At 57.7% G+C, this 13,390-nt stretch carries 14 protein-coding genes; 8 read left to right on the top strand and 6 right to left on the bottom strand.

The genetic code is table 11. The features are described from left to right. Positions 1–18 precede the first annotated feature (18 nt). On the bottom strand, positions 19–441 hold the full coding sequence (locus ABTV22_RS00440) for a hypothetical protein (protein WP_433738041.1): 423 nt from the start codon (positions 439–441) through the stop codon (positions 19–21). Between the two features lie 59 nt (positions 442–500). Here ABTV22_RS00440 and ABTV22_RS00435 point away from each other — a divergent pair, with 59 nt between their 5' ends. After that, a complete protein-coding gene (locus ABTV22_RS00435) occupies positions 501–1,592 on the top strand; it encodes an aminopeptidase (protein ID WP_433738040.1) in 1,092 nt (363 codons plus the stop codon). A 175-nt stretch (positions 1,593–1,767) separates the two neighbouring features. Beyond that, positions 1,768–2,226 carry an REP-associated tyrosine transposase gene (locus ABTV22_RS00430; RefSeq protein ID WP_433738038.1) on the top strand — a complete coding sequence of 153 codons (459 nt, stop codon included), beginning with the start codon at positions 1,768–1,770 and terminating at the stop codon, positions 2,224–2,226. 129 nt (positions 2,227–2,355) lie between these two features. Here the strand turns inward: ABTV22_RS00430 and ABTV22_RS00425 are convergent, their stop codons facing one another. Together ABTV22_RS00425 and ABTV22_RS00420 are read right to left on the bottom strand one after the other, a co-directional pair. Continuing rightward, positions 2,356–3,006 carry an HAD family hydrolase gene (locus tag ABTV22_RS00425; protein ID WP_433738037.1) on the bottom strand — a complete coding sequence of 217 codons (651 nt, stop codon included), beginning with the start codon at positions 3,004–3,006 and terminating at the stop codon, positions 2,356–2,358. Positions 3,007–3,034: 28 nt separating this feature from the next. Beyond that, entirely contained in the window at positions 3,035–3,580 is a 546-nt protein-coding gene (locus tag ABTV22_RS00420) for a gamma carbonic anhydrase family protein (RefSeq protein ID WP_433738035.1), read from the bottom strand. Positions 3,581–3,669: 89 nt separating this feature from the next. Here ABTV22_RS00420 and prlC point away from each other — a divergent pair, with 89 nt between their 5' ends. Further along, positions 3,670–5,721 (top strand): oligopeptidase A, encoded by a 2,052-nt coding sequence (prlC, locus tag ABTV22_RS00415; RefSeq protein ID WP_433738034.1) that lies wholly within the window; start codon positions 3,670–3,672, stop codon positions 5,719–5,721. Then, complete coding sequence (locus ABTV22_RS00410) at positions 5,718–6,005, top strand: YheV family putative zinc ribbon protein (RefSeq protein ID WP_433738032.1); 288 nt, start codon at positions 5,718–5,720, stop codon at positions 6,003–6,005. The genes prlC and ABTV22_RS00410 overlap by 4 nt, the downstream gene beginning before the upstream one ends. 45 nt (positions 6,006–6,050) lie before the next feature. On the opposite strand, the gene ABTV22_RS00405 is transcribed toward ABTV22_RS00410, so the two are convergent. Both ABTV22_RS00405 and ABTV22_RS00400 read right to left on the bottom strand, forming a co-directional pair. After that, positions 6,051–6,692, bottom strand: coding sequence for a phosphatase domain-containing protein (locus ABTV22_RS00405; RefSeq protein WP_433738031.1), 642 nt, complete (start codon positions 6,690–6,692; stop codon positions 6,051–6,053). A 226-nt stretch (positions 6,693–6,918) separates the two neighbouring features. Continuing rightward, a complete protein-coding gene (locus ABTV22_RS00400) occupies positions 6,919–7,221 on the bottom strand; it encodes a hypothetical protein (protein ID WP_433738030.1) in 303 nt (100 codons plus the stop codon). Between the two features lie 208 nt (positions 7,222–7,429). On the opposite strand from ABTV22_RS00400, the gene ABTV22_RS00395 reads away from it, so the two are divergent. From ABTV22_RS00395 to ABTV22_RS00385, 3 genes are all read left to right on the top strand, one after another. Beyond that, positions 7,430–8,488 carry a PA0069 family radical SAM protein gene (locus tag ABTV22_RS00395; RefSeq protein ID WP_433738029.1) on the top strand — a complete coding sequence of 353 codons (1,059 nt, stop codon included), beginning with the start codon at positions 7,430–7,432 and terminating at the stop codon, positions 8,486–8,488. 243 nt (positions 8,489–8,731) lie between these two features. Further along, positions 8,732–9,463, top strand: coding sequence for a carbonic anhydrase (locus ABTV22_RS00390; RefSeq protein WP_433738028.1), 732 nt, complete (start codon positions 8,732–8,734; stop codon positions 9,461–9,463). A 90-nt stretch (positions 9,464–9,553) separates the two neighbouring features. After that, positions 9,554–11,080, top strand: a complete 1,527-nt coding sequence (locus ABTV22_RS00385) for a SulP family inorganic anion transporter (RefSeq protein ID WP_433738027.1) — start codon at positions 9,554–9,556, stop codon at positions 11,078–11,080. Positions 11,081–11,196: 116 nt separating this feature from the next. Here ABTV22_RS00385 and ABTV22_RS00380 read toward each other — a convergent pair whose 3' ends face one another. Continuing rightward, positions 11,197–11,838 (bottom strand): hypothetical protein, encoded by a 642-nt coding sequence (locus ABTV22_RS00380; RefSeq protein WP_433738025.1) that lies wholly within the window; start codon positions 11,836–11,838, stop codon positions 11,197–11,199. Positions 11,839–12,208: 370 nt separating this feature from the next. Between ABTV22_RS00380 and coxB the strand changes: the two genes are divergently transcribed. Continuing rightward, positions 12,209–13,336 (top strand): cytochrome c oxidase subunit II, encoded by a 1,128-nt coding sequence (gene coxB / locus ABTV22_RS00375; protein ID WP_433738024.1) that lies wholly within the window; start codon positions 12,209–12,211, stop codon positions 13,334–13,336. Positions 13,337–13,390: the final 54 nt, after the last annotated feature.

Raw genomic sequence — 13,390 nt, 5'->3', positions numbered from 1 at the left:
TATTCAGAATAGCGCTGATCACGAGTGTTGGCAGCCCGCCGGCTTGCCTTGGCCGATCACTTTTCGCTGCTGATCGTAGAGTTTGGCCCATGGCCGAAACCCTATGTTCCCCGCTTGCAGTTCATAACGCTCCCCAGCGTTAAAGCCGCTGTATTTCACATTCATCTGGCAATCGCGCCAAAGCGGTTCGGCGCCCGGACCGATATTGGTGGACTGGACCGGAAACTGGTAGCGAACCGTCAACTCATGACTGCCGGGCTGCACCTGGAAATAGCGTTTGTCGTCGGTCGCCTGGTTATCCACCTTCAGTGCTTGCAGGGCGGTGTCTTCCTGATGCGACTCCAGTTCGATCCATGCTTGCGTCGGATCATGGTGAGGTAAACCGAAACCAGCACAGCCAGCCAGCGTCAGCAGGCATCCCGAAAGCATCAATTTGCGCATAGCCGAGCTCCAGTCAAGCGGGATAGTCTTGCGAGCAGACTCTCCAGGAATTTTTTATTTTGATCAGGCCGCGTCCAAGCCTTGGGTTACTTGATCGCGTTTTGCGCATTTTGTTTCCGGGTGTTTTGTTTTTGTTGCTCAACGGTTGTTCCAGCATCAGCTACTACAGCCAACTGGCCAGTGGCCAATGGCAACTGCTGCGCGCACGGGAACCCGTCTCCAATGTGATCGCCGATCCCCAGCGCGACCAAAAACTGCGCGCGCACCTGGCCCAATCGCAGAAGGCCCGGACCTTTGCCAGCGAACGGCTGCATCTGCCGGACAACCAGAGTTACCGGTTGTACGCAGACATCGGCCGCCCCTATGTGGTCTGGAACGTGTTTGCCACACCAGAGTTTTCCCTGAAGCCACAAAACCACTGCTTCCCGATTGCCGGCTGTGTGGCCTATCGCGGCTACTACAGCCAGAGTGCGGCACGGGGTAACGCGGCACTGCAACGCCTGCAGGGCCTGGACGTGACAATCGGTGGCGTCGAGGCCTATTCGACCCTGGGTTGGTTCAACGATCCGATCATGAGTTCGATGATGCACTGGGGTGACGAGCGCCTGGCCACGCTGATTTTTCATGAACTGGCGCATCAACGTGTCTATGTAAAAGACGACACCGAGTTCAACGAGTCATTCGCCACTTACGTCGAGCAGGAAGGCACCCGCCAATGGCGTGCCTTTCGCGGCTTGCCGCCGGACAACGGCGACCAGGCGAAACGGCGGGATCAGTTCACCCAACTGATACTGGACACCCGCTCCCGACTTGAACAGCTGTACACACAACCTCTGCCACCCGAACAGATGCGCCAGCGCAAGGCGGCGGAGTTCGAGCACCTGCGCGGCGAGTACCGGCAACTGCGTGACAGCCAGTGGGCCGGCGACAAACTTTATGACGCGTGGATCAATGCGCCAATGAACAATGCGCGGTTACTCCCATTTGGCCTGTACGACCAGTGGGTGCCAGCGTTTGCGGCTTTGTTTAAACAGGTGGGCGGGGATTGGGAAAGGTTTTACACGGAGGTCGAGCGGGTGGGGAAGATGCCGGTTGAACAGCGAAAAGCGTCATTGAAGACCTTGGCACAGTCCAAAAGCTCCAGCGCCTGAACTGGCCTCATCGCGGGCAAGCCATACTCCAAGTTACAGAACGACAAAGACCTGTAGGAGCAAGGCTTGCCCGCGATGGCGCCGCCTCAGACACATCCGGATCAACTGGCGCGACTCAAACCCTCCTCTGACAATCTAGCCTCATGGTTCAGACCGCGATCAAGGAGGATCCTCAATGCCAAGCCAACATCATGCCCATCATCTGCGTTTGGGACGTTACTCGGAAGAAGGGCAAATCTATCTGCTGACTGCTGTCGCTCTCAATCGCCAACCTGTTTTTTCCAGCTTCAAGGCAGGCCGACTGGTTGTCGAGGCATTTCGCAAAGCGCAGCATGAGCAATTAGCCAATTCGTTAGCCTACGTTGTCATGCCAGATCATTTTCATTGGCTGATCGAGCTAAAAAACATGCCCCTACGTTCGTTAATGGGACGCACGAAATCTCGTACAACCGTGGCGCTCAACTGCTTGTTACAAAGAGAAGGTCCATTGTGGCAACCGGGATTTCATGATCGTGCCATTCGAAAAGAAGAGGACCTAGAGGCAGTTGCTCGATACATCGTCGCCAATCCGTTGCGTGCAGGATTGGTGGATAAGGTCGGGGATTATCCGTTGTGGGATGCAATTTGGTTGTAAGTCTGACTTAGCGAACACTGACGGACGCTATCGCGGGCAAGCCTTGCTCCTACAGTTTTGTGTCGCTCGAAATTGCAAGACTCCACCTGGAGTCTTGCAAGCGCAACACTTGCCCGCGAGGCGAAATTACTAACCCCGCAAAAACGCTTGATGCATCTCATCCAACGTTTCGAAATGAAAGGCCGGTGCTTCAGCACTGAGCTCTTCCCGACTACCGAACCCATAACCCACCGCAGCCGCATCCAGCCCGTTGCTGCGTGCGCCAATCAGATCGTGCTTGCGGTCGCCGATCATCAGAGTGTCAGTCGGATTCAGGCCTTCTTCAGCCATCAAGTGGGCAATCAGCTCGACTTTATTGGTGCGTGTGCCGTCCAGTTCGCTGCCGTAGATCACTTTAAAGTGCTTGGCAAAGTCGAAATACCGGGCAATTTCCCGGGCGAAGACCCACGGTTTCGAGGTCGCGATATACAGCTGCCGCCCTTGTCCACCCAAGGTTTCCAACAGCGGCGTGACACCATCGAACACGCGGTTTTCGTAAAGCCCGGTGACTTTGAAGCGCTCGCGGTAGAAATTCACCGCTTCCCAGGCCTTGGCCTCGTCGAAGTCATAGAACTGCATGAACGCCTGCAACAACGGCGGGCCGATGAAATGTTCGAGTTTGCTCAGGTCGGGCTCATCGATGCCCAGTTTGCTCAAGGCAAACTGGATCGAACGAGTGATGCCTTCGCGCGGGTCGGTCAGGGTGCCATCAAGGTCAAATAGAATGGTTTGGTAATGCATGAAAATTCCTGGGCAATGGTGAGACGCTTCAGATCTGGTCGTAGCCTTCGGCCAGATGCAGATCCTTGAGCTTCACGTAGTTCGCCGCACTGTAGGTGAAGAAGGCTTGTTCTTTTTCAGTCAGCGGCCGGATCTGTTTCACGGGGCTGCCCACATACAGGAAACCGCTTTCCAGGCGTTTGCCCGGTGGTACCAGGCTACCGGCACCGATGATCACATCGTCGGCGACTACCGCGCCGTCCATGACGATACTGCCCATGCCAATCAACACCCGACTACCGACAGTGCACCCATGCAGCATGACTTTGTGGGCGATGGTCACATCATCGCCAATCAGCAACGGAAACCCGTCGGGGTTGAACGGGCCGGCGTGGGTGATGTGCAGCACGCAGCCGTCCTGGACGCTGGTACGCGCACCAATGCGTATGCGGTGCATGTCGCCGCGGATCACCGTCAATGGCCAGACCGAGCTGTCTTCACCGATTTCGACGTCGCCAATCACCACCGCCGAGCGGTCGACAAAAGCGCCTTTGCCGAGCAGCGGCGTATGGTTGTGGTACTTGCGAAGGGACACGATAGGTTCTCTCTCTGTCGCTGATAGCTGCGGTGAACGTCGATTGTAATTAAGATGGCTGCATGTTTCTTCCAGCCAAGGTGTCAACCGTGAGCGTGAACAACCCTCTTTTGCAGTCCTACGACCTGCCGCCGTTCTCCGCGATCCGTGCCGAACACGTGCAACCGGCCATTGAACAGATCCTGGCTGACAACCGCGCCGCCATTATCGAGATCCTCAAGACCCAGGGCAAACAACCCACCTGGGCCGGCCTGGTGCTGGCAATGGACGAACTTAACGATCGCCTGGGCGCAGCCTGGAGCCCGGTCAGCCATTTGAATGCCGTGTGCAACAGCGCCGAACTGCGCGAAGCCTACGAGTCCTGCCTACCAGCGCTGAGCGCCTACTCCACCGAAATGGGCCAGAACCGCGAACTGTTCCAGGCCTATGAAGCCTTGGCCAGCAGCCCGGAAGCCGCCGGCTTCGACGTGGCGCAAAAAACTATCCTGGAACACGCCCTGCGCGATTTCCGCCTGTCGGGTATCGACCTGCCGGAAGCCGAGCAGAAACGTTACGCCGAAGTGCAGAGCAAACTGTCGGAGCTGGGCAGCCGCTTCTCCAACCAGTTGCTCGATGCCACTCAGGCCTGGACCAAGCACATCACCGATGAAGCCGCCCTCGCCGGCCTGACCGACTCGGCCAAGGCGCAAATGGCTGCCGCGGCCCAGGCCAAGGACCTCGACGGCTGGCTGATCACCCTGGAATTCCCGAGCTACTACGCGGTTATGACCTATGCCCAGGATCGTGCCCTGCGCGAGGAAGTCTACGCCGCCTACTGCACCCGAGCGTCCGATCAGGGGCCAAATGCTGGCCAGAACGACAACGGCCCGGTCATGGAAGAAGTCCTCGACCTGCGTCAGGAGTTGGCCAAATTGCTGGGCTTCGCCAGTTTCTCGGAGCTGAGCCTGGCGACCAAAATGGCAGAGTCCAGCGATCAGGTCCTGAGCTTCCTGCGCGATCTGGCCAAACGCAGCAAACCGTTCGCCGCCCAGGATCTGCAGCAGCTCAAGGCTTACGCCGCAGAACAAGGCTGCCCGGACCTGCAAAGCTGGGACAGTGGTTTCTACGGTGAAAAACTCCGCGAGCAGCGTTACAGCGTTGCCCAGGAAGCGCTGCGAGCCTACTTCCCGATCGATAAAGTGCTGAGCGGCCTGTTCGCCATTGTGCAACGTCTGTACGGCATCGAGATTGCCGAGCAGAAAGGCTTCGACACTTGGCACCCGGATGTTCGCCTGTTCGAAATCAAAGAAAACGGCCAGCACGTCGGCCGCTTCTTCTTCGACCTCTACGCTCGCGCCAACAAGCGCGGTGGCGCCTGGATGGACGGCGCCCGTGACCGTCGCCGCACTGCCAAAGGCGTGCTGCAAAGCCCGGTGGCCAACCTGGTGTGCAACTTCACCCCAGCCGACAGCGGCAAGCCTGCGCTGTTGACCCACGATGAAGTGACCACCCTGTTCCACGAGTTCGGTCATGGCCTGCACCACCTGCTGACCCGAGTCGATCATGCCGGCGTTTCTGGCATCAACGGCGTGGCCTGGGATGCGGTCGAGCTGCCGAGCCAATTCATGGAGAACTGGTGCTGGGAGCCGGAAGGCCTGGCGCTGATTTCGGGTCATTACGAAACCGGCGAGCCCCTGCCTCAGGACTTGCTGCAAAAAATGCTCGCGGCGAAAAACTTCCAATCCGGACTGATGATGGTGCGCCAGCTGGAGTTCTCGCTATTCGACTTCGAACTGCACGCCACCCACGGCGACGGCCGCAGCGTACTGCAAGTACTCGAAGGTGTGCGTGACGAGGTTTCGGTGATGCGTCCGCCGGCCTACAACCGCTTCCCGAATAGCTTCGCCCACATCTTCGCTGGCGGTTATGCCGCGGGTTACTACAGCTACAAATGGGCAGAAGTACTGTCGGCAGATGCCTTCTCGAAGTTCGAAGAAGAAGGTGTGCTCAACGCCGAAACCGGTCGCGCGTTCCGCGAAGCGATCCTGGCGCGTGGTGGCTCTCAGGAGCCAATGGTGTTGTTCGTCGACTTCCGTGGCCGTGAGCCATCGATTGACGCACTGTTGCGCCACAGCGGCCTGAGTGAGGACGCAGCAGCATGAGTGAGGGTCCCGTGATTACCAAACGACGCTTTATCGCCGGTGCGGTTTGTCCGGCCTGCAGCGAGCCGGACAAGCTGATGATGTGGAACGAAGACAGCGTGCCACATCGCGAATGCGTGGCCTGCGGTTATTCCGACACCTTGAATGAACAGGGATTATCTGTGCCCAAGGAGTTGGGCACGCGGGTCAATACACCTGTCGTGAAACCCGCTGATACCAAAGTTCAAGCCGTGCAGTTTTTTCCCAATCCAAAGCTGAAGAAAAAGACTGACGAGCAACTCTGAGTCGCGAAAACAGCCTTCCACTGCGCAACGCAGTGGAAGGTGCTGTTACTGAAGGTGGGCCGACTGGAACCAACTCTTCATCGAACACGCGGCGAACGGTGTCGTGCTGCAGTCGCCATTGGCCAATGCCGTACGAAGCTTGTCGACGTCCGCTTTCATCATATAGCGCACGCCATCCTTGAAGTGGGTGCTGTCACCAAAGCCACCCTGGGTCATTTCGTTCAACGCATCTTCCTTGCTCCAACCCTGCACCACCACGCGGTACATGGCCGCCATCAGACCGGTGCGGTCAGAGCCGTGCTTGCAGTGCATCAGCACCGGGCCCTTGGCTTCGCCCTCTTTAATGGCGCGCAAGGCCTTGATTACATCGGCGTCATCGACATGATTGGTGCGATAAGGCAGTTGCACCTGGGTGATATCGGGGTTGGACAACCAGCGCGAATCCGATTCGGGTAGAAAGTTGATGACGGTGGCGACCTTGAGCTTTTTCAGCAGTGGCACCGCGCCACCGTCGGGCAGCGCGCTGCGGTAGAGCGTGGGTGACATCTGAAAGAGGTTGTACTGCACTTCGACCGGTTGCGCCCATTCCGCCGGGCGGGACAACGTGGCGTCATCGGCGTGGACGAGATTGAAAAATACGGACAGTGATAACAGCAATGTCGCAATTGAAAGACGTGGTAAGGACATTCCTGAACGACCCTTCGGAAAGTTTGAATGGGCATAGTGTCACGGCTTGCTGGTTAAGAGCCTGTGAGGTCCCCGTCAAAGAATTGTGAATTGGAAGGCTTGAATCTGGCTCTTGTTTGAACAACTTCGGGTTCATAAATTAAAAAACGGCACTGCATTAAAGTGCCGTTTTATGTTTCGGGCGATACAGAGCCCTCCGCTTGAAGCGCTCGATACCTGGTCCGTATCAGGGGTTGATGATCTTCGAATAAGCTTTCGCCAGCCCTACCAGCACGGCCTTGTCCTGCATGTCGATATCGCCATCACCATCAACGTCCACGGGGGATTTCATCGTGAAGGTGGCACCACCATCATTGGACACCGCCTCGCGAACGGTCGAGTCGAGCAAGGAACAGGTGACATCGCCGATTGACGGGTCATAGCCTTCTTCCTTAAGCGCAAATTGCATGGAAACCCGGACTTCCTTGGGGCTGACAATAGAGGGGCGTAACAACTGAAGAAAGACACCGCGCTGGTTGTAATTCGACATGATTTAAATCCTTTTAATAATGAATACACGGTCATTCGTGTGAAAAAGAGGGTACCGCTGAAACAGCAGAGCACGACGAGCGATGTGTTTCCCGTCATGACACAAGCACTTGCGGCTGGTGCTCGAAAAAGCCTTGGGTGCCGAACGGCACTGGCCTGTCAATTGAAGTCCAGATACTGTATGCACATACAGCTAAAGGATCACACTGATGGCTACTCCACTGCCTCCTCGCGGCCGCGGCACCGCGACCAACCCGCACAACCGCTTCGCACCGAACCGCTCGGTAGCCGAGGACGACGGTTGGTACCAGGAAGCGCCGATGACCCAGGGCACAGAGGTTCGCATCGAAACAGCGAAGACCATCATCACCCGCAATAACTCACCGGATCTGCCCTTCGACCGCTCGATCAACCCCTACCGTGGTTGCGAACACGGTTGCATCTATTGTTATGCACGCCCCAGTCACGCCTATTGGGACATGTCGCCCGGGTTGGATTTCGAAACCAAACTGATCGCCAAGACCAACGCCGTGGACGTGCTGGAAGCGCAGCTGTCCAGGCGTGGTTATCAATGCGCGCCGATCAACCTCGGCTCCAACACCGATCCTTATCAGCCGATCGAACGCGAATACAAAATCACCCGGCAAACCCTCGAAGTACTGTTGCGCTACCGCCATCCAGTGACCATCGTCACCAAGGGCTCGTTGATTCTTCGCGATCTGGACCTGCTGACCGAACTTGCCCGTCAACGGCTGGTGGCGGTGATGATCAGCCTGACCAGCCTGGACGACGAACTCAAGCGCATCCTTGAACCCCGGGCGGCGGCCCCCAAAGCCCGGCTGCGGGCGATCAGGGTCATGCGCGATGCGGGAATACCGGTGGGGGTGCTGTGCTCACCGATGATTCCGATGATCAACGACAGCGAGCTCGAAAATCTGCTCACCGAAGCCCATTCGGCCGGGGCACAAAGCGCTGCCTACATGATGTTGCGCCTGCCGCTGGAAGTGGCCCCGCTGTTCGAAGAATGGCTCAATGCCCACTACCCGCAACGGGCCGCCCATGTGCTGAGCCTGATTCGCCAGAGCCGCGGTGGAGAGCTGTACGACAGTCGTTTCGGTGCGCGAATGCGCGGTGAAGGTCCCTTTGCCGACCTGTTGGCGCAACGCTTTGCCAAAACCATCAAGCGTCTGGGTCTAAATCAACGCGAAGGCTTTAATCTGGATTGCGAAGCCTTTTGTCCGCCGGGTCGCCAAATGTCGTTGATTTAAGGACAATTGGCCTATGGTTGAGTACTGGGAAGTGCGTGCAGGTTTTACGCTGGTCACCATTTTTGTGACCGGGGACACACGTTCTAGAGCCCTTGATTCAGTTTGAGTTAAGATTCGGCCGCTACCTTGTTCATCGAGTGACTGACGGGTCTGGCACCATGACCTGGATGTTTTTTAACCAGCCACTGGCTTCACACCGGACAACACGGGCCAACGCCCTGAGCCCGCCAAAGAGGATGAATCATGAGTGACAAGGATAAACAGCCATTGGCTGCGTCGGCTTCCGACCAACCCGGGACGGAGAGCGCCGATGCAGCGCTGAAGCATATCGTTGACGGCTTTTTGCATTTTCATCATGAGGTCTTTCCACAACAGGAAGAGCTCTTCAAGAAACTCGCCACGGCCCAACAGCCAAGGGCAATGTTCATTACCTGCGCCGACTCGCGCATCGTGCCCGAGCTCATCACTCACAGTTCGCCTGGCGACCTGTTCGTTACCCGTAACGTCGGCAACGTCGTCCCCCCTTACGGCCAGATGAACGGTGGTGTCTCCACTGCCATCGAGTACGCCGTCCTGGCGTTGGGCGTACAGCACATCATCATTTGCGGCCACTCCGATTGCGGTGCGATGCGTGCGGTGCTCAATCCCGACAGCCTGGAAAAAATGCCCACGGTCAAAGCCTGGCTACGCCATGCGGAAGTCGCCAAGACCATGGTGCATGACAACTGCAACTGCGCTGACGAAAACGAGACCATGCATGTCCTCACCGAGGAAAATGTCATCGCTCAGTTGCAGCACTTGCGTACCCACCCCTCGGTAGCCTCGCGCATGGCGAACGGTCATCTGTTCATCCACGGCTGGGTCTACGACATCGAAACCAGTCAAATCAAAGCTTACGACGCGGACCAGGGTTGTTTCCGGCCGCTCGACGGCAGCCAGCCGATTCCAATGGCGACGCCCAAAGCGCGCTTCTAAATCTTCCTAAAAATCTGTGTGGTTTGACGCCGGCCGCTGTTTCAGCGGTCCGGCCTTGCCATGCCTGAAGAAAAACTCGGGAGAGTCACCATGCGTGCTGCTCAATTGAAAGCTGTACTGCCACGGGAGCTGTTGGCTTCAGTGGTTGTGTTTCTGGTCGCTCTACCGTTGTGCATGGGCATTGCGATCGCCTCGGGACTGCCCCCCGCCAAAGGTTTGATCACCGGCATCGTCGGTGGTTTGATCGTGGGCTGGTTGGCAGGTTCTCCCCTGCAAGTCAGCGGCCCAGCCGCAGGCTTGGCGGTGCTGGTGTTCGAACTGGTTCGCCAGCACGGCCTGAGCATGCTCGGGCCTATCCTGCTATTGGCGGGTTTTCTGCAACTACTGGCCGGACGCTTCAAGCTCGGCTGCTGGTTCCGGGTGACCGCGCCCGCCGTGGTGTACGGCATGCTTGCCGGGATTGGCGTGCTGATCGTGCTATCGCAAGTGCACGTGATGCTCGACGCGGCACCGAAACCCTCCGGTCTGGATAACCTCACGGCGTTCCCCGGCGCGGTCGCTCAGGCACTGCCGTCGTTCGGCTGGCAAGCCGGTTTGCTCGGGCTCTCGACCATCGCCGTGATGTGGTTGTGGGAAAAACTGCGTCCGCACTCGCTGCGCTTCATTCCCGGGGCATTGCTCGGGGTCGGTCTGGCAACGATCGCTAGTCTGGTACTGGCATTGCCCGTCAAACGGGTGGAAGTTCCAGCCAACCTGGCCGAAGCCATCGACTGGCTCAAACCTACGGACTTGCTCAACCTGGCCGACCCTACGCTGCTGATCGCAGCCTTCGCCGTGGCGTTCATCGCCAGTGCCGAAACCCTGCTGTCCGCCGCCGCGGTGGATCGCATGCACAGCGGCCAACGCTCGGATTTCGACCGAGAACTGTCCGCACAAGGTATTGGCAATATGCTCTGCGGAGTACTCGGCGCGTTGCCGATGACCGGGGTGATCGTGCGCAGTTCAGCCAACGTCCAGGCCGGCGCCACCACCCGTTACTCGACGATTTTCCACGGCCTGTGGCTGCTGGCGTTCGTGCTGTTGCTGTCGAGCGTGCTGCAGAGTATTCCAGTGGCGAGCCTGGCCGGTGTACTGGTTTACACAGGCTTCAAATTGGTGGACCTCAAGGCCTTTCGTGGGCTGGGCCGCTACGGTCGGATGCCGATGTTCACCTATGCCGCGACGGCATTGGCCATCATCTTTACTGACCTGCTGACAGGTGTGTTGATCGGTTTCGGCCTGACCCTGGTGAAACTGGCGCTGAAGGCTTCTCGCTTGAAGATCAGCCTGATCGGCCTGCCTCAGGAGGGCGAAATGGAGTTGCGCCTGGTGGGTGCGGCGACGTTCCTCAAAGTGCCGGCACTAACTCAGGTATTGGGCACCATAACGCCAGGCACCACAGTGCACGTGCCGCTCAATAACCTGAGCTACATCGATCACTCGTGCCTGGAGTTGCTGGAGGAATGGGGCCGGGCGAATGCAGCCAAGGGTTCGAAGTTGTTGATCGAATCGCGAGGGTTGAAGCGCAGGCTTGAGGGGCGGGTGCGGACCAATATCGGGATTGGTTCAGCGGCATAAGTAACCTGTAGGAGCGAGCATGCTCGCGATGGACGACGGAACACCGCGGGGTGTCAGACAGCCAACGTTATCGTTAGCGACCATCGCGAGCATGCTCGCTCCTACAGGGGATGCGGTCAGGCTTCCAGTTCGAGGCCCACGCCCAAACGGCGGGACATGCACGGCCAGCGCTTCCACGCAGCGCCGGTGTCCGGGCTGCTGAGTTTCTCGCGGTAGGCCTCGACCGATTCCAGCGCAAAGCTGTCGTCGTTGAGCATCTCGTCCACGGCGTGATGGACCGCCTCGTCCAGTTGGTTGGCAAATTCCTCACCGATCAACTGGTGAGCAATCAGATTGGCGACCGTCATGTCCAAGGGGATCAGTGGCTGGCCGAAATGCTTGATGTACAGGTCGTTGACCTCTTCGACGAACCGATGCGCCAGGTAGGCTTCATCCAGCAGGCTGTCGAGCCCGACATGCCCGGCCATGATTGCCGGCGGCTGGAGGAAGTACTGTTCGGCGATTTTCAACACCGGTTTGATCTGTGACTCTATGCCCGCTTCCCTGGCGACTTCATTGGCTGCTTCCAGCAGTTCAGGAACTTCTTCGATGTAAGCGGCGACAAATCGTGTCAGCACGCCCTTGGCGTCCGCTTCCGGCAATTGGATTGCCGGGTGTAGATGAGGCAGTTTGCTTTCCAGCTGACGCGTCAGCAGGCTGGTTTGGGCTTCGTGTTGTTGGGCTTTTTGGATCTGCTCGCGCAATGCGGCGGTGTTCATGAAAACTCCAGGAAACAAGGCAATGAAATAGGGAAGACATAACTTAGCTGGCTTACGAAAAATGCTAAGACGCATTTGTCATAATTGTTTCATCCTTGAGACGCCTGCGTTATATCGATTTGCCACCACTCGTCTGCATCCTTCTCCATTCGTGACCTGCAACGCAAGTTAATGCTGTTTCAGATGATTTACGCCTGCACATTGCGAGGTGAGAGTCGCTGTCTATACTCGCTCATGAATGGAGTTAGCTGATGACGCCCGACTGCAACTGCAGCAAGGCCCGGCGATTCAAGTTCGTAGTCTGATGCAGCCGCTCCCTTGCCGCAGGTGAAAGCCGGCGGGATAACAAGAACGATAAGGGGAACCCGCAATGATGCGACATCCACATGTCTGGATGGGCCTCCTGTTGTGGTCGATTTTCAGTCAGGCGCATGCGGCCTGGACTGTGAATATGGCGCCTGGAGCGACTGAAATCAGTCACGCTGTATTTGACCTGCACATGACCATCTTCTGGATCTGTGTAGTGATCGGCATCATCGTCTTCGGCGCCATGTTCTGGTCGATGATTCTGCATCGCCGCTCGACCGGGCAGGTCGCCGCAAAATTTCATGAAAGCACCACCGTCGAAATCCTCTGGACCATCGTGCCCTTCATCATTCTGGTGGCGATGGCAGTTCCCGCGACGGCCACCCTGATCAAGATGTACGACGCCAGTGAGCCGGATATCGATATCCAGATCACCGGCTACCAGTGGAAGTGGCACTACAAATACTTGGGCCAGGACGTCGAGTTCTTCAGCAACCTGGCCACCCCCGCCGATCAAATCCATAACAAGCAAGCCAAAGGCGAGCATTACCTGCTCGAAGTCGACAAGCCGCTGGTGCTGCCGATCGGCGCCAAGGTGCGTTTCCTCGTGACCTCCGCCGACGTAATCCACTCCTGGTGGGTGCCCGCCTTCGCGGTCAAGCGCGATGCAATTCCGGGGTTCGTCAACGAGGCCTGGACCCGTATCGATAAACCCGGCATCTACCGTGGCCAGTGCGCCGAGTTGTGCGGCAAGGATCACGGCTTTATGCCCATCGTGGTCGAGGTCAAGGAAAAGCCCGACTACGAAAAATGGTTGGCCGATCGCAAAGCTGAGGCCGCGCAACTCAAAGAGCTGACCAGCAAGGAATGGACCCTCGACGAGCTCAAGGAGCGCGGCGACAAGGTCTATCACACCACTTGCGTGGCCTGTCACCAGGCCGAGGGCCAGGGCTTGCCGCCAATGTTCCCGGCGCTCAAGGGCTCGAAAATCGCCACCGGACCGAAAGAAGCTCACTTGAGCCTTGTCTTCCACGGCAAGCCAGGTACTGCAATGGCTGCGTTCGGCAAGCAGCTCTCGGAAGTCGATATCGCGGCGGTTGTGACCTACGAACGTAACGCGTGGGGCAACAACAAGGGCGACATGGTCACCCCTAAAGAAGTGTTGGAGCTGAAACAGGCGGAAAGCAAATGACCCGGTCCAATGCGTACACCAGGAACTGGTCGGGGCAATGCGCCCCGGCCCGCC

Source organism: Pseudomonas putida, assembly GCF_050990305.1.
GTDB classification, from domain to species: domain Bacteria; phylum Pseudomonadota; class Gammaproteobacteria; order Pseudomonadales; family Pseudomonadaceae; genus Aquipseudomonas; species Aquipseudomonas putida_AH.
Note: the sequence above shows the minus strand (reverse complement) of the source record. Positions and strands in the feature narration are given on the sequence as shown.